Source organism: Tsuneonella dongtanensis, from assembly GCF_001698205.1.
Taxonomy (GTDB): domain Bacteria; phylum Pseudomonadota; class Alphaproteobacteria; order Sphingomonadales; family Sphingomonadaceae; genus Tsuneonella; species Tsuneonella dongtanensis.
The window spans coordinates 988959-1013436 of sequence record NZ_CP016591.1 but is presented as its reverse complement, the minus strand read 5'-3'; the positions used below and the strand labels follow the sequence as shown (position 1 = coordinate 1013436).

Sequence of the window (24478 nt, the reverse complement as noted above, 5' to 3'; positions counted from 1 at the left end):
CATCCTCCCGTGAACGCGTGACATGCGGCAGAGCCGCCCCCATATGCAAGAGCATGGCTGGACCGCCTCCCAAACCCTGGCCCACCGGCACTGTCGAGCAGCTCGAACCGCTGGTCGCGCGCGTGCTCGCGCCCAACCCCTCGCCCTACACGTACACCGGGACGCAGACCTATATCGTCGGCGCTGAGGACCGGATCGCGGTGATCGATCCGGGGCCCGACGATCCGCGCCACCTGGCCGCGCTCGTGGACGCCATCGGCGGGCGGACGGTGGCGGCGATCATGTGCACCCACACCCACCGCGACCACTCGCCTGCCGCAAAGCCGCTGGCCGAGGCGACGGGTGCGCCGATCGTAGGCTGCGCACCGCTCGTTCTCGACGACAGCGGCCCCCGCGCCGACGCCAGCTTCGACCGGACCTACGAGCCCGATCGCGTGCTGCTCGACGGCGAAGGCATGACCGGCCCCGGCTGGACGCTGACCGCGGTGCATACGCCGGGGCACACCTCCAATCACCTGTGCTTCGCGCTCGAGGAAAGCGGCGCGTTGTTCACCGGCGATCACGTGATGGGCTGGTCGACCAGCGTCGTCGTCCCGCCCGACGGGGACATGGGCGCCTACATGGCGAGCCTCGACAAGCTCTACGGCCGCCCGGACCGGGTCTATTACCCTGCCCACGGCGCGCAAGTGGACAACCCTCGCCAGCTCGTGCGCGGGATGATCGGCCACCGCCGCCAGCGCGAGAACCAGATCGTGCGCATCCTGTCCGAAGGGCCGCTCACCGCAGCGGACTTCGTACCGCGGATGTACAAGGGATTGGACCCGCGCCTGGCGGGCGCAGCGGAGATGAGCGTGACGGCGCATCTCCTCGATCTGGAACGCCGGGGCCTTGCCGGCCGTTCGAGGGATGTATGGACCGGACCGTAGACGCCACCCGCACCGACCTAGACCCGCGCACGCCGGTGGTCGATGAGCGACCGCTGACCCGCGTGCAGGCGACGCCGTGGCTCCTCGTCATCCTCCTGCTCGCCGCCGTAGCCTGGCTCGGTTGGCGTGCGTTCTTCTATCAGGAGGAAGGCGATCCGGTCGGCTCGGCCATGCTGGCTTTCGAGAAGCAGAATTCGCTCAACGTCTTCTCGAGCCGTTTCGAGGTCGTCGCCGAAAGCGAGGACACCCGCGGCGTGCTTGGCATCGACCTGCTCAAGAGCCGGCAGGCAACGATAATCCCGGCCGACGTCACCTATCGCCTCGACCTTGCCAATATGGACCGCGACGCCTTCGACTGGGATGCGGGAAGCGAGACGTTGAGCGTCGTCCTGCCGCCGCTGCGCATCTCGCGCCCCAACCTCGACGAGGCACGGGCACGCGTGTTCACCGAGGGCAACTGGGTCACCGCGAATGCCCAGCGCGACCTCAGCAAGAACAACTCGCTCCAGGCCGAGCGCAAGGCTGCGGTGTTCGCCAAGAATCCCGAGGTCCTCGCACTCGCGCGCCAGGCGGCGAAGGACGCGATCCGCCAGAACCTCGCGATCCCGCTGCAGGTCGCAGGGTACGGCGATGTGAAGGTGAACGTCCGTTTCGAAGGCGAGAAGCCGGGGCAATAACCGGCGGTTCTGCCGACCCGTCGCATCGTTACAAGAAGGTTTCCAACGAAACTGGTAAACACCCCTCCGGGATTCAGGACGGAGGGCATCCCGATGGCGACCTTGGCTTCGGGCAGCGCGCCGGTTTCGACCGAGCGCGCCGAACGAAAATTCTTCTTCATCATGGCCTGTGTGATGTCGGCGCTGATCATCGCGGGCTTCAGCTTCAATCTGGCGATGGGGCGATCGAGCTTTTCGCTTCCGTGGTTCTATCACTTCCACGCGTGGGTCATGCTCGCGTGGATCGGGCTCTACCTCGCCCAGAACGCGCTGATTTTCAGGGGCAACGGCGCACTCCACCGCAAGCTGGGGTGGCTTTCGCTCCCGCTGATTCCGCTGGTCGCGATCATGGCGATCCTCATCACCCGCACGTCGCTCCAGACAACCGGCGGGCCATTCTTCTTCGACCAGAACCAGTTCCTTATCAGCAACAGCGCTGGGCTCGGCGTCTTCCTGACACTGGCCATCTGGGCCATCGTGGTCCGCGCAAACACCGGCTGGCACCGGCGCCTGATGTTCACCGGCTTCGCCATCCTGCTCGGCCCGGGCCTCGGGAGACTCCTGCCGATGCCGCTCCTGATGCCATATGCCTGGTGGATCGGATCGATCGTAGTGCCGATGCTGTTCCCAGTGATGGGCATGATTGCCGACAAGAGGCGATACGGGACGATTCATCCCGCCTGGTTCTGGGGCGTCGGTCTCGTTGTCGGCGTGCAGATCCTCTCGGATCTCGTCGCCTACAGCGAATGGGGCCTGGCCTTCACCCGCGATTTCGTCGCCGGCACTCCGGGTGCCGAGCGGCCGATGGAAGCGTTCCTGCCGCCCGGCTTCGCGATGTAGGCTGACGCCGCGGCGTCCGGCGGCGCGAAAGGCTTTCCTACATCGACACCGCCGTGCCATGTCGGGTGGGTGCTGCCTGAACGTTTGCCCTGCCACTCGCGGTCCGCCAAGGCGACGACCGCGTACTGCGGGATTACGCTTTCGCGCACGAGGCGTCAGAACTATCCCTGGACTGTGTGACAGGTGTGACACGAAGCCGCGCGGAACGAACCGCCGCCGCCCGGTGTTCGGGTGGCAAGGGATCAAGATGGAGTTGAGATGAGCGTCGAGACCAAGCCGCCGACCGGGCAGGACCTGCTCGCCGAGATCGACCGCCTGCGCAAGGAGCGCAACGCGGTGATCCTCGCCCATTATTACCAGACGCCCGCTATCCAGGACATCGCGGACTTTGTCGGCGACAGTCTCGAGCTTTCCCGCAAGGCCGCCGATACCGACGCCGACGTGATCGCGTTCTGCGGGGTCAAGTTCATGGCCGATACCGCCAAGATCCTTTCGCCCCAGAAGATCGTGGTGCTGCCCGACATGGATGCGGGTTGCAGCCTGGAGGACAGCTGCCCGCCCGAAAAGTTCAAGGCCTTCCGCGAGGCGCATCCCGATCACATAGCGCTGACCTACATCAACTGCTCGACCGAGGTGAAGGCGCTGTCCGACGTGATCGTCACCAGTTCTAGCGCCGAGACCATACTCAGCCAGATTCCAAAGGAGCAGAAGATCATCTTCGGCCCGGACCGCCACCTCGGCGGTTACCTCAGCCGCAAGTTCGATCGCGAGATGCTGCTGTGGCCGGGCGTGTGCATCGTGCACGAGGCATTTTCGGAAACCGAGCTGCTCAAGCTCAAGGCGCAGCACCCCGGCGTGCCGGTCGCCGCTCACCCCGAATGTCCGCCCTCGATCATCGACCACGCCGATTACGTCGGTTCGACCAGCGGCATCCTGCAATTCGCCAAGACCTTCGAAGGCGACACGCTGATCGTCGCGACCGAGCCGCACATCATGCACCAGATGGAACTGGCCCTGCCCGAGAAGACCTTCATCGGTGCACCCGGCGCGGACGGGAACTGCAGCTGCAATATCTGTCCGTACATGGCGCTCAACACGATGGAAAAGCTCTATGTCGCGCTCCGCGACCTGGAGCCGCGGATCGAGATCGAGGAAGGCCTGCGCCTCGCCGCCAAGAAGAGCCTAGACCGCATGCTCGAGATGGCGAGCGGCACGGTGGGCAAGGGCGACCTCGGCAAGATTTGACGCCGTGACCGCCGAAATCCGCTGGCTCTGGTCCCGGCTCAACGCCAACTACTGGTTCTATCCGGCGCTGTTCTCGCTCGTTGGGGCCGCGCTCGCGTTCACGCTGATCTGGCTCGACCGCAACGGTTTCGCCGAGTGGCTCAACCAGGTTCCGCAGATCGTACCCGCGCGGCCGGACGGGGCCTCCAACATGCTCACCGTCATCGCAGGGTCGATGATCGGTGTCGCTTCGACGGTGTTCTCGATCACCATCGCGGCGGTCGCCTATGCCAGCGGAACCTACGGCCCGCGCCTGCTCACGAACTTCATGGAGGACAAGGGCAACCAGCTCAGCCTCGCGACGTTCATCGGCACCTTCGTCTACGCGATCACGGTCCTGCGCACGGTCCGCGCCGAAGACGAAGTGGCCGCCAGCGCGCAGGATGCCGCGTCGACGGCGCTGCCCGGCTTCGTGCCGCAATTGTCGCTGCTCGTCGCCTACGGCCTGATGGCCCTGTCGGTCGCAGTGCTGGTCTACTTCCTCAACCACGTGCCCAGCTCGATCAGGATCAATACCGTGCTCGAGGGGATCGGCCGCCGCCTGCTCGATCAGGTGCGCGAGGAATATCCCGAGCCCAACACCGCCGCGGAACCCGAGAGCCAGCCCGCCGGCAGGCCGGTCATGGCCCGCGGCACGGGCTATGTGCAGCTGGTCGATTTCGAGGACCTCGGCAAATTGTCGGAGAAGCATGGCTGCTCCTTCGCTCTGAAAGTCCGCACGGGCGATTTCGTGCATCCCGGCATGGCGCTCGCCGAAGTGTCGGGCGAAGTCGATATCGACGCGGTCGAAAGGAGCGTGACCGACGCCTTCATCCTCGGCGCTACCCGCACGCCCAAGCAGGACCCGCAGTTCCTGATCGACGAACTGGTGGAAATCGCGCTGAGAGCCCTGTCGCCGGGGATCAACGACCCTTTCACCGCGATCACTGCGCTCCATTGGCTCGGCGCGGCGACCGCCGATCTGGGCACGCGCGACTTGCGCAAGAATGCGCGGAACGAGGCCGACGCGAAGTATGTCTATCCGCTGCCGGACGATTTCGCCCATTACCTCAAGCGCGGCTTCGGCAATGTGCGCAGCGCCGTCGCGACCAGCCCCAACGCGGCGCAGGTCATGTTCGACACGCTTCACCATGCGAGCCTGCCGATCGACGACGAGAGCCGGGTTGCGCTGCTCAGGACGGAAGGACGGCGGTTGCTCGAACAGGCCCGCGAACGCCTTGTCGGTCCCGACTTGCAGGACGTCGAGGCGCGCTACGTCGGTTTCGAGCGGGCCTTCGAGGCCCGCTGAGCGTCAGGGTGCGCGCACCCGCGGTCCGACCGGCGCCCGGGTCCGCGCAAGAACGAGTGCGGCGCTGACCAGCGCCATGCCGAGAATGTCCGCTCCGGCCAGCACCTCGCCGAACGCGAGCCAGCCGACCGCAGCGGCGATTGCGGGCTGGGTCAATAGCGCCATGCCGACGACGAGCGGGGGGAAATGCTTCATCGAGTAGACGAGCAGGCCCTGCCCGACGATCTGGCTCGATAGCGCCAGCGCGAAAACCGGGGTCCAGCCCGCCGGACCAGGCCAGATCGGCTCGCCGAGCGCGAGCGCGATGCCGAGAAGCGCAGGCGCCGCCGCCGCGCTGACCAGCGTGAGGACGCTCCACTGCCCCAGCGTCGCCCGCGCCGCCTGGGCTGGGACGAGATAGAAGACATAGAACACCCCCGCGGCGAGGCAGAACAGATCGCCCACCAGCGTCGAGGTCGAGATCTCGAGGCTGCGCCCCATGAGGATGGCCGCGCCGCCGATCGCCGCCGCGAAGGCGATCCACTCCATGCGCGCCGGTGCCCGGCGGAGAGCGAACAGGCCCCAGACCATCATCAGAATGCTGCCAGCGTTGCCGAACAGCGTCGCATTGCCGAGCCGCGTCTGCTCGATCCCGATGTGCCAGCAGGCAAGGTCCGCCGCGAAGAACGCGCCTGCCGCGAGGAGCACGACGACGGTGCGCGGCGTCGCCTTGCTGGTGCCCCGCTCCCGCCATGCGAGCAGCGCGAAGAGCGGCAGGGGCAGGAGCATTCGCCAGAACCCGGCAGCGACCGGCCCGGTGTCGGTCAGCCGCACCAGCCAAGGACCGAGCGCGAGCGCGACGTTGCCGGCCAGCAGCGCGGCCAAGTGCCATGCGCCGCCGGTATAGCTAATCTTGTCGACAGCCTCGGTTGAACTCGCCATTTCCCGCCACTAGCTCCGTTGCGAAACGAAACCAGCAAGAAAAGGCCTGCCATGCACGACACGCTCTTCCAGCCGATCGAGCTCGGCGCGATCCACGCAAAGAACCGGATTCTCATGGCGCCGCTGACCCGCGGGCGCTCGACCCAGCCCGGATCGATCCCCAACGAGATGATGGTCGAATACTACCGCCAGCGTGCCGGGGCCGGCCTCATCATTTCCGAGGCGACCGGGATCAGTGTCGAAGGAGCCGGCTGGCCCGCCGCGCCCGGCATCTGGAGCGACGAACAGGTCGAGGGATGGAAGCCGGTGACTCAGGCGGTCCACGACGCCGGCGGCACGATCGTCCTCCAGCTCTGGCACATGGGCCGGCTGGTCCACCCCGATTTCCTCGGCGGCAACCCGCCCGTCTCGGCGAGCGCCACCAAGGCTCCGGGCCATGCGCACACCTTCAAGGGACGGCAGGAGCATGCCCAGGCGCGAGAACTTTCGGTCGAGGAGATCGCCCGGGTGGTGGGCGACTATCGCAAGGCCGCCGAGAACGCGAAGGCCGCCGGGTTCGACGGGGTCCAGTTGCACGGCGCGAATGGTTATCTCGTCGACCAGTTCCTGCGCGACAGCACCAACCTGCGCACCGATGAGTACGGCGGTCCGGCGGAGAACCGCGCCCGGTTCCTGCGCGAAGTGCTGACCGCCCTGGTCGAGGTCTGGGGCGCGGACCGGGTCTCGGTCCGCCTGTCCCCGAACGGCGAAACGCAGGGATGCGACGACAGCGACCCGGCAACCACGTTCGCGGCGGCGGCACGGGTGTGCGAGGATCTCGACCTCGGCTTCGTCGAGCTGCGCCAGCCGGGCCCTGACGGCACCTTCGGCCAGACCGACGTGCCGCAGCAGGACGGGGTCATCCGGCAGATCTACACCGGGCCGCTCGTGCTCAACAGCGATTACTCTGCGGAAGAAGCCGTCGCCGACATCGAGAGCGGGCGCTGCGATGCGGTGAGCTTCGGCCGGCCTTACATTTCGAACCCCGACCTTGCCGAGCGCATCCGGGTCGGAGCCGAATGGGCCCCCAACGTCGATGTGCCGCGCAGCTGGTACCTGCCCGGACCGCAGGGATACATCGATTATCCGACGATGGACGAGGAGCGGGCGGCCGCCGAATAGCGGATCAGTTCTCCGCCGCCGGCTCGGGCGCCTGTTCGGGTTCTGCGGCGGGCTCGTCTTCCTTTGGAGTGGGCGCGTCCGTGCTGCGCGACGAAGCAGCGGTCGGCGCGTCGCTCGTCTCGCGCAGGGGCGGGCTCTGCGAGGTTACCGTGTCGAGCGGCAGCATGTCGTCACTGATCGAACCGCCCAGCACTTCGCCGGCGGCGGTCTTGCGCTCGGCCTCCGCGCCGCCGCCACCACCGCCGCACGCGGCGAGTGCCAGGGCCAGCGGCAGAGCAAGGAAGCGGGCTTTACTCATCGACGGGTCTCGCATGGCTTGAGCGCGGCGAGGAAGTCACCCGCGCGGGCGAGCAATGCCGCATCGAATGCCTCGGGCGCAAGCGGCTTGCCGAGCCGCTCCATGCTCGTCACACCGAATTCGGCGATGCCGCAGGGTACGATCCCCCCGAAGTGCGACAGGTCGGGCGCGAGGTTTACCGAGAACCCGTGCATGGTGACCCAGCGCCGCACGCGCACGCCGATCGCGCCGATCTTGGCCTCGGACCCGTCGATGTCGCGGGTCCAGATGCCGATGCGGCCAGGCGCCCGCCAGCTTTGGACCCCCAGGTCCGCGAGCGTGTCGATCACCCAGCCCTCGATCGAATGGACGAAGTTGCGCACGTCCTTGCCGCGAGAGGACAGGTCCACGAGCACGTATCCGATGCGCTGTCCGGGGCCGTGATAGGTGTACCGTCCGCCGCGCCCCGCCTCGACCACCTCGAAGCGGGGGTCGAGCATCTCGTCCGCCGCCGCGCTGGTCCCGGCGGTATAGACCGGCGGATGTTCGAGCAGCCAGACCAGCTCGCGCGCCTCGCCGGACGCGATGGCGCGATTGCGCGCCTCCATCTCCTCGAGCGCGGCGCGATAGGGCACCGGTTCGGTGGAGATGCGCAGTTTGATCTCGGGCGGCAGGCCAGAATGCTCAGTTGTGGACACGCCCGTTGCGTGGAGCGCCGCGCGGCGGTTATCAAGAGGCAAGAGGCACGTGAGGGAGCAACCGGATGAAGTTCGACATGAGCGCGGCGTGGAACGAGGCAGTACGGCTGCTGGCCGCCAATCGCGACGTTTTGCTGATCGTCGCGGGGGTATTCTTCTTCCTGCCCTATGTCGGTTTCATGCTCATGTTCACCAACGAAATGGCCGCGCTCGAGGCGGCACAGGGCGCCGATCCCGATCCTGAAGCGATGGGCCAGGCGATGCTGGGCTTCTACGGAAGCATCTGGTGGATGATCCTGCTGATGGCGATCGTCCAGGGCATCGGAATGCTCGGCCTCCTGGCCCTGCTCAGCGATCGCAGCCGGCCCACTGTGGGCGAAGCCCTCAAGATCGGCCTCAAGATGCTGTTGCCCTACCTAGGCGCCCAGATACTCGTCAGCGTTCTGTACGGCCTTTTGCTACTCGTGCCGATCGCGGTGGGTGCGGGTACATCGGTGGCGACGGGCGTCCTCGTTGGCATCGTCGCGTTCGTCTTGCTGGTTTATCTGTTCACCAAGTTCTTGTTGGTGACCCCTGTCATCGCCATCGAGCGGGTAGGCAACCCTCTCGCAGCGCTCGGACGGTCCTGGCGGCTGACCAAGGGCAACTCGCTGCGGCTGTTCTTCTTCATTCTGCTGCTGCTCGTCGCGCTTGTGGTCGTCGGCGGCGTCATCAGCATGATCCTGGGCCTGATTTTGGCGCTGGCAGGCGAAGAGGTAGCCCGCATCGGCAACGCGATTGTGTCGGGCCTCGTGAACGGCGTGTTCTACGTGATCTTTCTCGCCGTGCTCGCAGCGATCCATCGCCAGCTGACCGGCGGATCGCCCGAAGCGGTCAGCGAGACGTTCAGCTAGGGCTCTACTGAACCCAACCTCGATCAGTCCTTCCAGCCCCAGAACAGGCGGCAGGGCAGCACGTTCAGCGCTTCGAACCCGCTGTCGATGCGAGCGAAGTGCTTGGCCATGAAGTCGCGCGCGGCGGCGCTGAACTGATAGACGAGGAACGCGCCGCCCGATCGCAGGACGCGGTGCGTCGCCGCGGCGATTTCCGGCCCCACCCCGTCCGGAAGGGTCGAGAACGGCAGGCCCGAAAGCACGTAATCGGCATGGTCGAAGCCATGCGCGCGGACGATCTCCTCCACGTCGGCCGCCGAACCGAGTACGGCGTGGAAGCGGCCGTCGGGAATCGTCTTCTTGAGATAATCGATATAGAGCGGGTTGGTATCGATCACGATCAGAGTGCCGTCGCGGCGCAGTCGCTCGAGCACCGGTCGGCAGAACGTGCCGACGCCCGGCCCGTACTCCACGAACAGCAGGCATTCGTCCCACTTCACCGGCGCCAGCATCTTGTCGATGGTGAAGCGCGAGGATGGGATGATCGAGCCGACCATCTTGGGATGTTCGAGGAAGCCGCGGAAGAATACCCCCCACTGGCCAAAGAAGCGCGCGGCGCGGCGGGAGAATGTCTCGCCGCGGCGAATCGCGAATTCACTGGTATTGTTCAAGCAATGCGCCCCGTCCGTCACCCCTGAACGCGGGGCCAAATTCGGTCGCAGGGACTGACAGTTTCGCGACCCGATTGCAAGCGCCCACCCACCCCGCTAGCCCGCCTGCGATGAACCGTAACGAGACAATCCCATCGCCGGGCCCACCTCCGGGCGAGGCGCCGCGCAAGCCGATCTCGCGCGAGCGGATGGCGCTCCTGTTCATGGTCATGCTGGTGACCGCGGCGGGCAACACCGCGATGCAATCGGTCATGCCGTCGATCGGCACCGAGCTCGGCGTGGCGGACGTATGGATCAGCCTGGCCTACACCTGGTCGGCACTCCTGTGGGTGATCTGCGCGCCGATCTGGGCGCGGCGAAGCGACCGGCGCGGGCGCAAGGCGATGATGGCAGTCGGCCTGTTCGGCTTCATCTCCAGCTTCACGCTGTGCGGGCTGATGCTGTGGTTCGGCCTCAACGGCTGGCTTGCGCCGCTGTGGTGCCTGTTGCTCTTCGCCGCCTCGCGCAGCCTCTACGGCGGATTCGGTTCGGCCGCGCCGCCGGCGGTGCAGGCCTATGTTGCCAGCCGCACGCCGCGGGCCGAGCGGACGCAGGCGATGGCGCTCATCGCCTCGAGCTTCGGTCTCGGTACGGTGATCGGGCCCGCCCTCGCCCCGCTGCTGGTATTCCCCGCGACCGGCCTGACCGGTCCCTTTTTCGCCTTCGCGATCGCCGGGGTCATCGTCCTAGTTCTCTTGCGAGCGACCCTGCCGGACGACGATCCGCAGTTCGCCGCTCGCGGCGATGTGGTCGCGGCGCCGTTCAGCGCAGGATCGAATTCGCAGCGCGCGGACCGGGAAGCGGAGGACGACGGGATCAGTGGCGATATCCCCGACCTCTCGTGGCGCGACGAACGCTTACGCCCCTGGCTGGTCGCAGGGCTCGTCGGTGGCCACGCCCAGGCGGCCTTTCTAGGCATCGTCGGCTTTTTCATCCTCGACCGGCTGGGCCTGCGCGCCGACCCGGGCGCGGGCACCGGGCCGATCGGGCTGGTCCTCATGTGCGGTGCGATCGCCACGCTGCTCGCGCAGTGGGGTCTCATCCCCATGCTCAAACTCGGGCCGAAGTCTTCCACTTTGTGGGGCATGGCGATGGCGATGGCCGGCATCGCCATTTTCGCCGTCTCGGCGACGCTCAACACCATGGCGCTCGGCATGGCGATCGCCTCGATGGGGTTCGGGCTCTACCGGCCCGGCTTCACCGCGGGCGCATCACTGGCCGTGAGCCGCGCAGAGCAGGGCCAGGTCGGCGGCATCGTCGCCTCGCTCAACGGGGCCGCCTATATCGTCGCCCCTGCGCTCGGCGTCTGGCTCTACGGCCATCACGAGGTCATCGGCTTCGTGACCATCTGCGCGCTGTGCGGGATCGTGTTCGTCCACGGCTGGCGCGCGCTCGCGAACGATACGGCGATGGAAGCGCCGCTCGACACGGGTGAGCAACCCTAAAGGATTTCCTCGACCCGCTCGGGCGGACGACACAGGCGTACGCCTTTCTCGGTCTCGACCAAAGGCCGCTCGATCAAACGGGGCTGGGCCATCATGGCATCGAGCACCGTGTCGTCGTCCGCCGTCGTGAGCCCGCGCTCTTCCGCGTCGGTCTTGAATGTCCGCACCCCTTCGGAGGCACGCATCCCCGCGTCGCGGTAAAGCTGAGCGAGTTTTTCGCGCGTCGGAGGATGCTTCAGGTATTCGACCACCGTCAGGTCGAGACCCGCGCGCGCCTCGAGGATCGCCAGCGTCGCGCGCGACTTGCCGCATTCGGGGTTATGCCAAATCGTAGCCTTCATCGTGGGACCTCCTCAACGGACCGGCGCAAGCCGCTAATACGCGAAAAGCGAGAAGCAAGCGCAGATCGGGTGTTGTAATTGAGAATTATTCGCAATAGAGGCGTCGCAAGCGATAACGATTCTCAACAAGGATTTGCATGAGGCCCCTCCGATTGACCGCCGCTCTCGCGAGCGCCGCCGTTTGCGCCATCTCCGCCCCGGTGGCTGCGATGGAGGGAGAGGCCGGCGCCGACGCGCCCGGGGATTACCTGCCGTCCGACATTCTCGTCGTCGGCCAGCGGGACGGCTATGCCACCGATGACGGCTCGAGCGGCACCAAGACGCCGACGCCGCTCATCGACGTGCCCCAGACCATCGCCGTCATTACCGAGAACCAGCTCGACGACCAGGGGATCACCCAGCTCGGCGACGCATTGCGCTATGTTCCCGGGGTAAGCCTCGACACCGGCGAAGGTCATCGCGATCAGGTCTTCATCCGCGGCCAGGCGAGCACCGCCGATTTCTACCTTGATGGCCTGCGTGACGATGCCGAATACTATCGTCCGCTCTACAACATCGCCCGCGTCGAAGTCCTCAAGGGCGCCAACGCGCTGATCTTCGGACGCGGCGGGGGCGGCGGTGTCATCAATCGTGTCAGCAAGGTCGCGGACTTCACCCAGCCGGCGTTGGCCTTCGACGCAAACGTCGACAGCTTCGGCGCCTTCTCACTCGGCGCCGACCTCAATCAGCCCCTGTCCGCCAGCATGGCTGCGCGCCTGAACGCGACCTACGAGGAATTCGACAACGCCCGCGATTTCTACGAAGGGCGGTTCATCGGCGTGTCGCCGACGGTGACCGTCAACCTCGGCGAGCGCACCCATGTCTCTGCGTTCTACACTTACGACGACGACCGCCGGGTCACCGATCGCGGGGTGCCGTCGCTGAACGGCGCGCCGCTGACGGGCTTCGACCGCACGTTCTTCGGGGACGCCGCGTTCAACGAGTCGGAGAGCGTGGCGCATATCGCCCGCCTTCGCTTCGATCATGAATTCACCGACGGACTTGTCGTCAATTTCACGGGCCAGTTCGCCGACCACGACAAGTTCTACGCCAACGTCGTTCCGGCGAGCGCGACCGCGACTACCGCGACGCTCAACGGCTACACCAGCGGGACCGACCGGCAGAACCGCATACTGCAGGGCAACCTGGTCTGGCAGGCCGCCTTCGGCGCGATCGAGAGCACTTTCCTCGCCGGCTTCGAGATCGGCGGGCAGGAGACCGACGCCGACCGCTACAACATCGCCTTCGCCAACAACGCGGCGAGCGTCACGGTCCCGCTCGCACGCGTGCTTTCGATCCCCGCCGCGCGGCAGACGACCATCCAGCGCGGCTCCTCCTCGCAGCTCGACACGATCTCCGGTTACATCCAGGAGCAGCTCGATTTCGGGCCCGTGCAGCTTGTCGCGGGCCTGCGCTACGACGAGTTCGACCTCGACACGGTCAACCTCGTCAGCGGCTTTGCCGCGGGGCGCACCGACCGGAAGTGGAGCCCGCGTGTCGGGCTGGTGGTGAAGCCGCAGGAGTCGCTGTCGCTCTATGCCGGCTACGCCACCAGCTTCCTGCCGCAATCTGGCGACCAGTTCTCGGTGCTCGACGCGACGACCGCCAGCCTTGCGCCGGAAAAGTTCGAAAACCTCGAGGCAGGCGTGAAGTGGTCGGTCAACCCGTCGCTGTTCGCGACCGCCGCGGTGTTCCGCCTCGACCGCTCGAACACCCGCGCGGTCGATCCGGCCAACCCCGGTCTGACCGTGCTGACCGGCGAGAGCCGCGTCGAAGGGTTCGAAGCCAGCCTCGTCGGGCGGTTGCGGCCCGAGTGGCAGGTCAGTCTCGGCTACACCTATCTCGACGGCGAGATCCGCTCGGCGACGACGTCCGCTCCCGCTGGTCGCCGCCTGCAGCAGCTTCCCCGTCACCAGGCGAGCGCGTGGACCCGCTACGACCTGTCCGACCGCTTCGGCCTCGGCCTCGGCGCGGTGTACCAGGGCAAACAGTTCGCGTCGGTGAGCAACGCCGTCACCCTCCCCGACTGGGTGCGGGTCGACGCGGCGGCGTTCCTCGATCTCAGCGAGCGCTTCGCGCTCCAGCTCAACGTCGAGAACCTGTTCGACCGCGACTATTATTCGAGCGCGCACGGCGACAACAACATCCAGCCGGGTGAGCCGTTCAGCGTGCGCCTGGGGCTGAAGGTCAAGCTCTGACGGTCAGTCCCCGCGGTCCATCGCGGGGACCGCGCGGGCGGCATCCTCGGCACTGATGCCCGGCGCCGGGGCGGCGCTGATCGTCTCCTCGCGCCGGGCGACGCGGGCGGCGCGCTCGACCGCACGGACCAGCCGCGGATAGACGCCGCAGCGGCACAGGTTGGGCAGCGCCGCGCGGATCTCGGCCGCCGACGGATTGGCATTCTCCGACAACAGCGCCGCCGCGGCGAGGACGATCCCGGGCGTGCAGAACCCGCACTGGATCGCCTGCTCGGCGACGAACGCCTGCTGCACCGGGTGGCTGCGGTCGCGCGAGAGCCCCTCGATCGTCGTGACGTAGCGCCCCTCGGCCTCGGCGATCGTGATGAGGCAGCTGCGCAGCGCCTCGCCGTCGACGATCACCGTGCAGGCGTGGCAATCGCCCGTGCCGCAGCCGTACTTCGTGCCGGTCAGGTTCGCCGCTTCGCGCAAGGCGTGGAGCAGCGGGGTCTCGGGATCGATGTCGAAGCGCAAGGGCCGGCCGTTGACGGTGAGCGCGGTCATGCCGGAGCGTCAGTCCGTCAGTCGCGCCACGAGCGGTCGATCCGGTCGACCTTGCGCTTCCACGCCTCGAAATCGGCCTTGCCCGGTCCGCCCGGCAGGTTGACCATGCCGATATCGCGCTGATGCACGTCGATCACTTCCTGCGGCACGGTGACCGGTTCGCCCTGGCTGAGCGTCGCGATCTGGATTTCGCAAGCGCGCTGGAGCGCCCAGGTCTGGACGAACATCTCGGGGATGGTGCGGCCCATGACCACCGGTCCGTGGTTGCGCAGCATGAGGATGCGCTTGTTGCCGAGGCTCTGCAGCAGCCGCTCGCCTTCCTCGGGACGCACAGTCACGCCTTCGAAGTCGTGGTAGCCGATCTGCCCTTGGAAGTTGCAGGCGTAGAACCCGATCGGCAGCAGTCCGTCCTTGTGGCTCGCCACCGCCATGCCTTCGGTCGTGTGGTGATGGCAGATCGCGTGCGCCCATTCGAGGTGGCGGTGGAAATAGGCGTGCTGGGTGAAGCCGGCCTGGTTGACCGGGTAGTTGCCCGACAGCACCTTGCCGTCGATGTCGATCTTCACGAGGTTCGAGGCGCACACCTCGTCGTACATCAGGCCGAACGGGTTGATGAGGAAGGCGTCGTCTTCCCCCGGCACCTTCAGGCTGATGTGGTTGTAGATCGATTCCGACCAGCCGAGCAGGTCGAAGATGCGGTAGCACGCGGCGAGGTCGAGCCGCGCCTCCCACTCTGCGTCGCTGCATTCGATGCGGGGCTTGAGCTGGGTGGCCATGCCGACTCTCCTGTAACCGTTGCTTGCCGCTACCTATCGCACGGCTCGTGCTCAAGTGCCAGCAGGGCGAAACTGCCGAGCCAGTGGCTGCCCATGTAGTCCTCTCCGATATGCGGCAGGCTTGCGGCCACGTGCTGGTCGATCACCGGCGCAAACCGGCCGGGATCGCCGAGCGCCGCGCCGATCCCCCTCCAGCACCATGCGCGGCTGAGGTTGAGGCCGTCGAGGTGCGCGATCTTGCCGTCCGTACGGTCCGACACGTGGACCGGCACGAACAGCGCCCCGGGCTCGCAGCTGTCCGCACGCGGCAGGAAATTGGCGAACCAGGCGGCGAAGGCAGGGGGGTCGAGCAACCGGCTCATCAGCAGCGCGGCGGTGAGCGCGGGCGACAGGAACTCGTCGCCCCCCGGCTCCCAGCCGCGATAGTCGGTCCGGCCCGCAAACCACTGGCGCGCGCGCGCGGCGATCGTCGCCTCGAGCCGCGCGTCCCGGCCCTGCGCCCAGTCGAGTGCAAGCACCATCGCGAAGGCCGAGTTGAAATGCGTGCCCACGGTGATCGGATAGGTCATCCGGTTGAGGTAGCCGTCCATCAGGTCGGCGAGCCTGCCCGCGAGCGGGGCAAGCGCATCGCCCCACGGTCCGTCATGCCGCTCCGCCTCGGCGTGGAGCGCGAGAAGCCATGCCCAGCCATAGGGCCGCGACGCGCCCGGGCCGTCGGGCCGTTCGAACCGCGCGACTTCGCCCGCCACTTTCGCCGGCACCAGCATGGCATCGGCGAGCACGCGGATGTCGGCCGCCTCGGGCATGTCGGGAAACAGGCGAAGGAGGCGCAGCACCTGCCAGTAACCGTGGACGCACGAATGCCAGTCGAAACTGCCATGGAATATTGGGTGAAGTTCCGCGGGAGCGACCACATCGTCCGGCCCCTGGATCACCTGGTCGAGCTTGTAGGGCCAGCGCCGCGTCAGGTTGGGCAGCGTCATCTGCGCAAAGGTGCGGGCGTGGGTTTCGGTCAGCATGGCGTCAGCACTTCCGGCATCGTGTCACAATCAGGCACCCGTTTTGGAAAACGCGCTCGAAGATCAATAAGGCTGCTCAAGTTACTGATAAAAATGATTTTTGGGGCAAAAGAGCGGGGCGAAAAGCCGTTGGATTCGTGACCTTGGGCCTTGGCGGTGGCGGAGGCTATACCGTCGCATTCCCGGCGTATCCTGGCGTGTCGAGGGCGCTGTCATGCGGCAAGGCTAGCAAAGAGCGCGCGCTGTAGGAAAACCGTTTCGCCCCTCACGGGAACGCCAGGAAATAGATCAGGAGGACGTTGGCGATCAGCAGCGGTATCGCGGTCGGCACCTGCGCCTTGATGACGGCATTCTGGTCCTTCAGTTCGAGGAGGGCCGCGGGAACCAGGTTGAAGTTGGCTGCCATCGGGGTCATCAGCGTGCCGCAGAACCCCGCGAGCATGCCGATCGCCGCCACGCGGACCGGATCGCCGCTCCAGATCCCCACCAGCACCGGCATTCCCACGCCCGCGAACATCACCGGGAAGGCGGCAAAGGCATTGCCCATGATCATCGTGAAGCCCGCCATGCCGAGCGCATAAAAGGCGACCGCGCCGAACCGGCTGCCATCGGGAATGACCCCCTCGGCCAGCCCGCCGACGACCTCGCCCACCCCCGCGAGCGCGAATACCGCGCCGAGGCTGGCGAGCATCTGCGGCAGCACCGCCGCCCAGCCGACGCTGTCCATCAGCCGCGTGCCTTCGGCCAGGGGGACGAGCGGCCGGTCGCGCAGCCATGCAAGGCACGCGGCGAGGGCCAGCAGGACGCCCATCGTCAGCGCCACCAGCGTCACCTGCTTGACGTCGAACCATTCGGGCAGCCGCTTGAACGCGAGCGTTCCGACGAGCGCAACCGCGGGAATGATCAGCGCGGGCAGGAACAGCCGGTTGCCACGGCGCGCGGCCTCTTCCCGGCGCTCGTCCGCGGAGGTGGTGGCGCGCGCGCCCCGGCCCATCTGCTTCAGCCCGGCGACGAGGACCAGGCCGAGGACCAACAGTCCGTTGCCGCTGTCACCCAGCAGGTCGCCGAACCAGAAGCTCGTCGCCAGCAGCGCATAGAACGCCGCGTTGCCCCAGCGCTTGGGTTTGGTGGCATCGGTCGCCGACATCGCCGCGTAGGCGAGGAAGATCGCGCCGCCGACGGCGTAGACGAAGGGGAGGCCGATCATGCGCCGTCTCCCTTCGCGGGCGGGGCCATCTTCGCCAGCCGCCGGTCGAACAGCCACAGCCGGACGGCGTGGATCGCGAAGGCGCAGATCGCGGTGGGGATCGCCCATAGCGCAAGCTGGAGCGGCTCGGCCTCGATCCCGAAGCCCTGCAGCACGCCGACCATCAGTAGGATCGAGCCGATGGCGACGAAGATGTCCTCGCCGAAGAACAGACCGACGTTGTCGGTCGCCGCGGCGAGCGCGGGCACCTTGTCCTCGCCCGGCGGCGCGCCCTGCTTCTCGGCCGCCGCCTCGGCCATCGGCGCGACCAGCGGCCGGACGGTCTGCGCGGCACCGGCGATCGAGGTAAGGCCGAGGGCCGAGGTGGCCTGCCGCAGGAAGAGGTATCCGATCAGCAGGCGGCCCACCGTGGCCCCCTTCAGCGCGGCGATCGCGGTGCGTGCGCGCTCCTGTAGCCCGTGCCGCTCGAGCAGGCCGATCACCGGCAACACGATGAAGGCCACGCTGACGTAGCGCGCGTCGTTAAACGCCTTGCCGAACGCGGCGAGCACTTCGAGCGGGTCGAGACCCGCGGCGAGCCCCGTCACGAGCGCCGAAGCGGCCACCACCAGCAGCGGGTTGAAGCGCAGCACGAAGCCCGCGACGATGACCGCGATACCCAGCAAGACCCACATCAATCCGAACTCCCCCAGCCGCCGCCACCCGGCGTCTCGATCACGAACACGTCGCCCGGCGCCATGTCGGCCGAGGCGGTCGCGCAGAGTGTTTCGACCGTTCCGTCGGCGCGCTCGATGCGATTGATGCCCGGCGCGCCGTCCGATCCGCCGGACAGGCCGCGCGGAGCGACCTTCCGCCGGTTGGACAGCACGTTCGCGCGCATCGGCGCGCGGAACCGCACGCGCCGCACCGCGCCGTCGCCGCCGCGCCACGCGCCCGCGCCGCCCGAGCCGCGCCGGATCGCGAATGCCTCGACCAGCACGGGAAACCGCGCCTCGAGCACTTCGGGATCGGTCAGCCGGCTGTTGGTCATGTGCGTCTGAACGGCATCGGCACCGGCGAAGCCCGGTCCCGCGCCGGCGCCGCCCGCGATCGTTTCGTAGTACTGCCGCGCGGCATCGCCGAAGGTGAAGTTGTTCATCGTCCCCTGGCTGCCCGCCTGCGCACCCAGCGCGCCGAGCAGCGCGTCGGTGATCGCCTGGCTCGTCTCGACGTTGCCCGCCACCACTGCCGCGGGCCATTCGGGCGACAGCATCGAGCGCGGCGGCACCCTGATCTCCACCGGGCGCAGGAAGCCGTCGTTGAGCGGTATCGTGCTCGCGGTCAGCAGCGTGCGCATCGCGTAGAGACACGCGGCGCGCACGACCGGGCGCGGGGCGTTGAAGTTGTCGCCGAGCTGCGGGCTAGTGCCTGCAAAGTCGATCGCGGCGCGGCGCTCACCGCGATCGACTTCGACCCGGACCGAGATACGCGCGCCGTTGTCCATCTCGACCGCATGGCTGCCGTTGCCGAGCGTGCCCAGCAGGTCGCGCACGGCCCCTTCCGCGAAATCGAGCAGGTGGCCCATGTAGGCGGCGACGGTATCCGCCCCGTGATCGGCGACCAGGCCGAGCAGCCGTTCGCCGCCCCGGCGGCACGCGGCGACCTGCGCGGCGAGGTCGGCGAGGTTGACGGCAGGATTGCGTGCGGGATGCTCGCCCGCGGTCAGCAACTGCGTGAGCTCGCTGTCGAGGAAGCGCCCGCCGCGCGCGATGAGCACGTCGTCGAGCACCACGCCCTCGTCCGCGATCGTGCGCGAATTCGACGGCATCGATCCGGGCGCGATCCCGCCGATGTCCGCGTGGTGGCCGCGCGCCGCGACGAAAAAGGCGGGCTCCGCGCCGCCCTCGACGAACACCGGGGCGATCACGGTGATATCGGGCAGGTGCGTGCCCCCCGCATAGGGCGCGTTGAGCGCATAGGCGTCGCCCGGCTGCATCGCCCCCGACCGGCTCGCCAGGATGGTGCGCACGCTGTCGCCCATCGAGCCGAGGTGCACCGGGATGTGCGGCGCGTTGGCGATGAGGTTGCCCGACGCGTCGAACACCGCGCAGGAGAAATCGAGCCGCTCGCGGATGTTGACCGAGCTTGCCGAGTGCTGGAGTGCCGCGCCCATCTCCTCGGCGATCCCCATGAACAGGCCGCCGAAGATTTCCAGCCGCACCGGGTCGACCGCAGTTCCGGCAAGGTCCGCGCGGGTCTCTTCGCCGCGTGTCAGCACCAGCATGCCGTCGGGGCGCTGCGCGGCGCTCCAGCCCGGCTCGACGACCAGGGTCGAGACCGGATCGACGATCAGGGCAGGTCCGCCGACGACCTGCCCCGCGACGAGCGCGGCCCGCTCGATGACGACGGCACGGCGCGCCTCACCGCCGAGATGGCAGTCGACCTCGCTCGCCCTGGTGGCCAGCTCCGTCGCCACGGCGAAGTCGCTCTCGCGCCGCCCGCCCGTATCGGCGACCGCCTCGATCCGCAGCATGTCGATCGTCAGCGGCGCGTCGGTGTCATAGCCGAAGCGCGCACGGTGCGCCGCAGCGAAGGCGGCGCGCATCGACCGCTCGTCGGCGAGCGGGACGGGAATCGTGCTGTCGCCCGAAGCGAGGCGGATGTGCGCTTCACCCTCGATCCGGACAGACTTCGCAGCGACGCCCTGCCCGACGAGCTCGCCGCGTGCTTCATCCGCCAGACGTTCGTCCGCCGCCTGCAGCGCGGACCCGCACCCGTCGAGCGCGATCCCGAGCGTCGCCTCGCGCACCGCGCGCCGGTCGGCGAGCCCCATGCCATAGGCGCTGAGCACGCCCGCGAGCGGATGGACCAGCACCGTCCCGATGCCCAGTGCATCGGCGACGAGGCAGGCGTGCTGCCCGCCCGCGCCGCCGAAGCAATTGAGCGCGAAGCGGGCCACGTCGTGCCCCTTCGCGACCGAGACCGCGCGGATCGCCTGCGCCATCTGCGCCACCGCCACGGCGACGAAGCCCTCGGCGGCCTCCTCGCGGGTCATGCGGCGCCCGGTGGCGGCCACGACTTCGGCAAGGACCGCATCCATCCGCGCCCGCGCCGCCGCGAGGTCGAGGGGCGCGTTGCCTTCCGGCCCGAACACGCTCGGGAAATGGTCCGGCTGGAGCTTGCCGAGGATGAGGTTGCAGTCCGTCACCGTCAGCGGGCCGCCCTGGCGGTAGCACGCGGGTCCCGGCTGCGCGCCCGCGCTCTCCGGCCCCGCGAGGAACCGCGCCCCGTCGAACCGGCAGATCGAGCCGCCCCCCGCCGCGACGGTGTGTATCCGCAGCATCGGCGCGCGGATGCGCACGCCCGCGACCCGGTTCTCGCTGTCCCGCTCGTACGTGCCCGCAAAGAGCGAGACGTCGGTCGAGGTACCGCCCATGTCGAACCCGATGACCCGCTCGAACCCCGCCGCCTTCGCGGTCTCGGCCATGCCGACGATCCCGCCCGCGGGTCCGGACAGGATCGCGTCCTTGCCGCGCAGCACGCTACCCGCGGCAAGCCCGCCGTTCGACTGCATGAACAGCGGGTTGTGTCCCGGTCCAAGCGCTTCCGTCAGCCCGTCGACATAGCGCCGCAGGACCGGCGACAGGTAGGCATCGGCCGAAGTCGTGTCCGCCCGCCCGACCAGCTTGGCGAGCGGAGAGACGCGGTGGCTCACCGCGATCTCGGCAAACCCGGCCTCCCGCGCCAGTTCGGCAAGCTCCGCTTCGTGCGCCGTATGGCGGTATCCGTGCATCAGCGCGATTCCGACCGCGCCGATCCCCCTCGCCCGCGCCGCCCGGAAACCCGCGAGGGCAGCCTCGCGATCGAGCGGAACGAGCACCTCGCCCTCGTGCGTGACGCGTTCGTCGATCTCCAGCACTTCTGCGGGGAGCGGCGCGGGCTTCTCGATCTCGAGCGCGAAGATGTCGGGCCGCTCCTGCGTTCCGATCGCCAGCAGGTCGCCGAAGCCCTTCGTCACCGCCAGCAATACCGGCTCGCCCTTGCGCTCGAGCAGGGCGTTGGTCGCGATGGTCGTGCCGATGCGGATGTCGGCGGGCGGCAGCGCGCCTTCGCGCACGCCGGTCAGCCGGCGCATCGCCTCGATCGCCGCATCGGCATAGTGCGCCGGGTCCTCGGACAGCAGCTTCGCGCTCGTCAGCCTGCCATCGGGGCCGCGCGCGACGACGTCGGTGAAGGTCCCCCCGCGATCGATCCAGAACTGCCAGCGCGCGGGGTTGTCGGCCATCGGCGCGCTATGCCGCAACGGGGCGCTCGCCACAAACCGAACCTTGGCCGCGCATACCCGGCATTAACCATCGCCGGTCCATAGCCACTGCAGAGGGGCAACCGGGGCGTATCGATGGACGATCTTCTGGCCGAATTCCTGGCCGAGACGCGCGAGATGATGGAAGCGATCGGCGGCGAGCTGGTCGCCTGGGAAGCCGATCCCGCCGACCGCGCGCGGCTCGACGCGATCTTCCGCTTCGTCCATACCGTGAAGGGCAACTGCGGCTTTTTCGACTTCCCGCGGCTCGAGAAGCTGAGCCACGCCGCCGAGGACGCGCTGGCCGAAGTGCGCGCAGGTCGCCGCACGCCCAATGCGCGCCTCGTCACCGCCGTACTCGCCATCGTCGACCGGATCGGCGCGATGGTCGACGCGATCGAAACCGGGGAGGACATGCCGGACGGCGGCGACGACGTGCTGCTCGCCGCGATCGAGGGCGATGACGACGACCTGGGCTATACGGCGATCTCCGTTTCCGGCGCCGACCCGGGCGCCGCGCGCGCCCAGGCCAGTGCGGTCCAGCGCACGATCCGCCTTCCCGTGGGCCTGCTCGACGATGTCATGGCGAGCGTGTCCGACCTCGTCCTCGCGCGCAACGATCTCGCCCGCCGCATCCGCGAGGCCGGTTCGGACCACGCCATCCACGGCCCGTTCGAGCGCCTCAACACGATCCTCGACCAGGTGCGCGAAGCGGTGACCCGCATGCGGATGCAGCGCATCGAAACGCTTTACGCCGCCCTGCCCCGCCTCGTCCGCGACCTCGCGGCGGAGCTCGGCAAGCAGGTCATGATCGATCTCGAGGGCGGCGAGGTGGAACTCGACCGCGAGATGATCGAGATGATCCGCGATCCGCTGACCCACATCATCCGCAACGCCATCGACCACGGGATAGAGGCTCCGTCTCAGCGCATCGCGGCCGGCAAGCGCGAGATCGGCACGCTCGTCATCTCGGCGCGCCAGAGCGGCAACCGGATCATCCTGAGTGTGGCCGACGACGGCCGCGGCATCGACGGCCAGCGCCTCGTCGAAAAGGCGCTCGCCGCGGAGGTCCTGACGCCCGCAGAGGCAAGCGCACTGTCCGACCGCGACCGGCACGCGCTGGTCTTCGAACCCGGCCTCTCGACCGCCAGCGCGGTCACTTCGGTTTCGGGCCGGGGCGTGGGAATGGACGTCGTGCGCGCCAATATCGAGCGGGTCGGCGGTTCGATCCAGGTCGACAGCACCCCGGGCAACGGAACCCGCATCGTCCTCAGCCTGCCGCTCACGCTCAGCATCATTCCTTCGCTCACGGTCGTCGCGGGCGAGCAGATGTTCGCCATGCCGCGCAGCTACGTCGAGGAGATCGTCCACGGGCGGGCGGGTCATATCGAATTCGCCCAGGCGGGAGACGCGGTGCTGGTCACAGTGCGCGACCGCCGCGTGCCATGCGTCTCGCTCGGCGCGTTGTTGGGGCTTCCCGGCGAGTTCGTGCCGCAGGCCTGCACGCTGATACTGCTGCGGCTCGCCGGCGGCGATCTGTTCGCCCTCGCCTGCGACAAGGTGCTCGATCACGAGGAACTGGTGATCAAGCCCCTGGCCCCGGCGGTCATGGCGACCGGATTCTACGCGGGCAGCACGCTGCTCGACGATGGCAACCCGGTGCTTATGCTCGACGTCGCCGGCCTCGCGCGCGCGGCCAAGCTGTCCGGCGACGTCCAGGGGCGTGTCCGCCACCGCCCCGAGGAAACGGCCCGGGAAATCGAGCGGCCGCGAACCCCCGCGATGCTGTTCATCGGCCTCGACGGACGGCGCAAGGTCGTGCGCCTGTCGCTCGTCCGCCGACTCGAGCGGGTTCAGCCCAGCGCCATCGACCTCGGGGGCGATCGCCCGCGGGTCGTCGTCGGCGACACGATTTTCTCGCTCGCCGGGACGTGCGGCCACGATCTTCCCGAAGGTCTGGTCAGTCTCCTGCGCCTCGGTGACGGTACCAGCGAAATCGCCTACCTGTTCGACCGGGTGCTCGATACCGTCGATCTTCCGGACGACATCGTGCCGGCCGGCCGCGCCGGCCCAGTCGAAGGCACGGTGCTCATCGATGGCGAGCCCGCCGATCTCATCGACGCGCACTGGCTCTTCGCCGCCCAGGCCACGCCGGTCCGGCCTGCCGACCGGCTCACCTGCCGCATCCCGGTCGATGACCCGTGGGCGCAGGCGATCCTCGCCCCGCTCGTCGAAAGCGCCGGATACCGTGTGGTGGACGAGCGCTTCGACGGGACGGCCGACGTCACCATCGTTCCCGAACACGCGCGGACCGACCTCGATGGTGGGGGCACGCTGATCACGCTCTGCGCGGATCCCGATGCGGCCGCGGGTCCGGGCGACCGGCTTTATCGGTACGACCGCGAAGGGCTCCTCGCGCGTCTCGCCGCGCTGCGATCCGGGAGGGCCGCATGACCGATCTGGTACTCGTATTCGCTCTCGGCGGACGGCGGGCGGCGCTGCCGACCGACGTCCTCCATTCGGTCGTCGAGCTCGACGCCGTGTGCCCGATTCCCCGCGCGCCGGAGTTCGTCCTCGGCCTCAGCGCATTGCGCTCGCACACCCTGACCGTCGTCGATGCCGCCGCTGCCCTTGGCATCGCCGCCCCCCGGGCCGCAGTCGAGGGTTCGCGCGCAGCGATCGTCGACTTCGAAGGACACCGCTACGCACTGGTCGTCGATTCGATCGACGACGTCGCCGAACGCCTGTCCGAGCCGACACCGGTTCCGGGTGAGACGGGCCCCGGCTGGCAGCGTGCCAGCGAAGGGCTGATCGAAACGGCGCGGGGACCCGCAATGCTGCTGTCGCTCGGCGCGCTCATCGCCGGACCCGGCGCAATGGCTGCTTAACGGGATGATTACCGCTCACAGCTATCGGTTACCGCGAAAAACCGAAA

Annotated in this window: 22 protein-coding genes; 11 read left to right on the top strand and 11 right to left on the bottom strand. The window is 68.1% G+C overall.

Annotation, left to right across the window (positions count from 1 at the left end; translation table 11 throughout):
* Nucleotides 1–53 precede the first annotated feature (53 nt).
* The 5 genes from A6F68_RS04795 (at nt 54) to A6F68_RS04775 (ending at nt 5054) form a co-directional block, all read left to right on the top strand.
* The gene (locus A6F68_RS04795; RefSeq protein WP_067676951.1) at nt 54–926 is read left to right on the top strand and encodes an MBL fold metallo-hydrolase; all 873 of its coding nucleotides are present in this window, start codon (nt 54–56) and stop codon (nt 924–926) included.
* Nucleotides 911–1603, top strand: coding sequence for a DUF4230 domain-containing protein (locus tag A6F68_RS04790; RefSeq protein ID WP_084001669.1), 693 nt, complete (start codon nt 911–913; stop codon nt 1601–1603). The genes A6F68_RS04795 and A6F68_RS04790 overlap by 16 nt, the downstream gene beginning before the upstream one ends.
* Before the next feature lie 93 nt (nt 1604–1696).
* Nucleotides 1697–2482 (top strand): hypothetical protein, encoded by a 786-nt coding sequence (locus A6F68_RS04785; protein ID WP_067676949.1) that lies wholly within the window; start codon nt 1697–1699, stop codon nt 2480–2482.
* A 258-nt stretch (nt 2483–2740) separates the two neighbouring features.
* Nucleotides 2741–3727 (top strand): quinolinate synthase NadA, encoded by a 987-nt coding sequence (nadA, locus tag A6F68_RS04780; protein ID WP_067676947.1) that lies wholly within the window; start codon nt 2741–2743, stop codon nt 3725–3727.
* Between the two features lie 4 nt (nt 3728–3731).
* Nucleotides 3732–5054 (top strand): DUF2254 domain-containing protein, encoded by a 1323-nt coding sequence (locus A6F68_RS04775; RefSeq protein ID WP_067676945.1) that lies wholly within the window; start codon nt 3732–3734, stop codon nt 5052–5054.
* A 3-nt stretch (nt 5055–5057) separates the two neighbouring features.
* Here A6F68_RS04775 and A6F68_RS04770 read toward each other — a convergent pair whose 3' ends face one another.
* The gene (locus tag A6F68_RS04770; protein ID WP_067676944.1) at nt 5058–5975 is read right to left on the bottom strand and encodes a DMT family transporter; all 918 of its coding nucleotides are present in this window, start codon (nt 5973–5975) and stop codon (nt 5058–5060) included.
* A 51-nt stretch (nt 5976–6026) separates the two neighbouring features.
* Here A6F68_RS04770 and A6F68_RS04765 point away from each other — a divergent pair, with 51 nt between their 5' ends.
* Nucleotides 6027–7136: an alkene reductase gene (locus A6F68_RS04765; RefSeq protein ID WP_067676942.1), complete on the top strand. Its 1110-nt coding sequence runs from the start codon at nt 6027–6029 to the stop codon at nt 7134–7136.
* A gap of 4 nt (nt 7137–7140) precedes the next feature.
* On the opposite strand, the gene A6F68_RS04760 is transcribed toward A6F68_RS04765, so the two are convergent.
* Together A6F68_RS04760 and lipB are read right to left on the bottom strand one after the other, a co-directional pair.
* Nucleotides 7141–7434, bottom strand: a complete 294-nt coding sequence (locus tag A6F68_RS04760; RefSeq protein WP_067676940.1) for a hypothetical protein — start codon at nt 7432–7434, stop codon at nt 7141–7143.
* The gene (gene lipB, locus A6F68_RS04755; RefSeq protein WP_067682064.1) at nt 7431–8087 is read right to left on the bottom strand and encodes a lipoyl(octanoyl) transferase LipB; all 657 of its coding nucleotides are present in this window, start codon (nt 8085–8087) and stop codon (nt 7431–7433) included. Before lipB ends, A6F68_RS04760 begins: the two co-directional genes overlap by 4 nt.
* Before the next feature lie 89 nt (nt 8088–8176).
* Between lipB and A6F68_RS04750 the strand changes: the two genes are divergently transcribed.
* Complete coding sequence (locus tag A6F68_RS04750; RefSeq protein WP_067676938.1) at nt 8177–9004, top strand: glycerophosphoryl diester phosphodiesterase membrane domain-containing protein; 828 nt, start codon at nt 8177–8179, stop codon at nt 9002–9004.
* 23 nt (nt 9005–9027) lie between these two features.
* Here the strand turns inward: A6F68_RS04750 and A6F68_RS04745 are convergent, their stop codons facing one another.
* On the bottom strand, nt 9028–9630 hold the full coding sequence (locus A6F68_RS04745; RefSeq protein ID WP_157096769.1) for a class I SAM-dependent methyltransferase: 603 nt from the start codon (nt 9628–9630) through the stop codon (nt 9028–9030).
* A gap of 134 nt (nt 9631–9764) precedes the next feature.
* Between A6F68_RS04745 and A6F68_RS04740 the strand changes: the two genes are divergently transcribed.
* Entirely contained in the window at nt 9765–11138 is a 1374-nt protein-coding gene (locus A6F68_RS04740) for an MFS transporter (protein WP_067676934.1), read from the top strand.
* Here the strand turns inward: A6F68_RS04740 and A6F68_RS04735 are convergent.
* Complete coding sequence (locus A6F68_RS04735; protein ID WP_067676931.1) at nt 11135–11479, bottom strand: arsenate reductase family protein; 345 nt, start codon at nt 11477–11479, stop codon at nt 11135–11137. The two genes, A6F68_RS04740 and A6F68_RS04735, sit on opposite strands and share 4 nt — an antisense overlap.
* A gap of 137 nt (nt 11480–11616) precedes the next feature.
* Here A6F68_RS04735 and A6F68_RS04730 point away from each other — a divergent pair, with 137 nt between their 5' ends.
* Nucleotides 11617–13716: a TonB-dependent receptor gene (locus tag A6F68_RS04730; protein ID WP_067676929.1), complete on the top strand. Its 2100-nt coding sequence runs from the start codon at nt 11617–11619 to the stop codon at nt 13714–13716.
* A gap of 3 nt (nt 13717–13719) precedes the next feature.
* Here A6F68_RS04730 and A6F68_RS04725 read toward each other — a convergent pair whose 3' ends face one another.
* From A6F68_RS04725 to A6F68_RS04700, 6 genes are all read right to left on the bottom strand, one after another.
* The gene (locus tag A6F68_RS04725; RefSeq protein ID WP_067676927.1) at nt 13720–14259 is read right to left on the bottom strand and encodes a (2Fe-2S)-binding protein; all 540 of its coding nucleotides are present in this window, start codon (nt 14257–14259) and stop codon (nt 13720–13722) included.
* A gap of 17 nt (nt 14260–14276) precedes the next feature.
* Nucleotides 14277–15035, bottom strand: a complete 759-nt coding sequence (locus A6F68_RS04720; RefSeq protein WP_067676925.1) for a class II aldolase/adducin family protein — start codon at nt 15033–15035, stop codon at nt 14277–14279.
* A gap of 29 nt (nt 15036–15064) precedes the next feature.
* A complete protein-coding gene (locus A6F68_RS04715; RefSeq protein WP_067676923.1) occupies nt 15065–16054 on the bottom strand; it encodes a DUF2891 domain-containing protein in 990 nt (329 codons plus the stop codon).
* 265 nt (nt 16055–16319) lie between these two features.
* On the bottom strand, nt 16320–17261 hold the full coding sequence (locus A6F68_RS04710) for a DUF979 domain-containing protein (RefSeq protein WP_067676921.1): 942 nt from the start codon (nt 17259–17261) through the stop codon (nt 16320–16322).
* On the bottom strand, nt 17258–17935 hold the full coding sequence (locus A6F68_RS04705) for a DUF969 domain-containing protein (RefSeq protein ID WP_067682061.1): 678 nt from the start codon (nt 17933–17935) through the stop codon (nt 17258–17260). Before A6F68_RS04705 ends, A6F68_RS04710 begins: the two co-directional genes overlap by 4 nt.
* Complete coding sequence (locus tag A6F68_RS04700; RefSeq protein WP_067676918.1) at nt 17935–21525, bottom strand: hydantoinase B/oxoprolinase family protein; 3591 nt, start codon at nt 21523–21525, stop codon at nt 17935–17937. Before A6F68_RS04700 ends, A6F68_RS04705 begins: the two co-directional genes overlap by 1 nt.
* Before the next feature lie 114 nt (nt 21526–21639).
* Here A6F68_RS04700 and A6F68_RS04695 point away from each other — a divergent pair, with 114 nt between their 5' ends.
* Nucleotides 21640–23997, top strand: coding sequence for a chemotaxis protein CheA (locus A6F68_RS04695; protein WP_067676916.1), 2358 nt, complete (start codon nt 21640–21642; stop codon nt 23995–23997).
* Nucleotides 23994–24431: a chemotaxis protein CheW gene (locus A6F68_RS04690; RefSeq protein WP_067676914.1), complete on the top strand. Its 438-nt coding sequence runs from the start codon at nt 23994–23996 to the stop codon at nt 24429–24431. Before A6F68_RS04695 ends, A6F68_RS04690 begins: the two co-directional genes overlap by 4 nt.
* Nucleotides 24432–24478 lie beyond the last annotated feature (47 nt).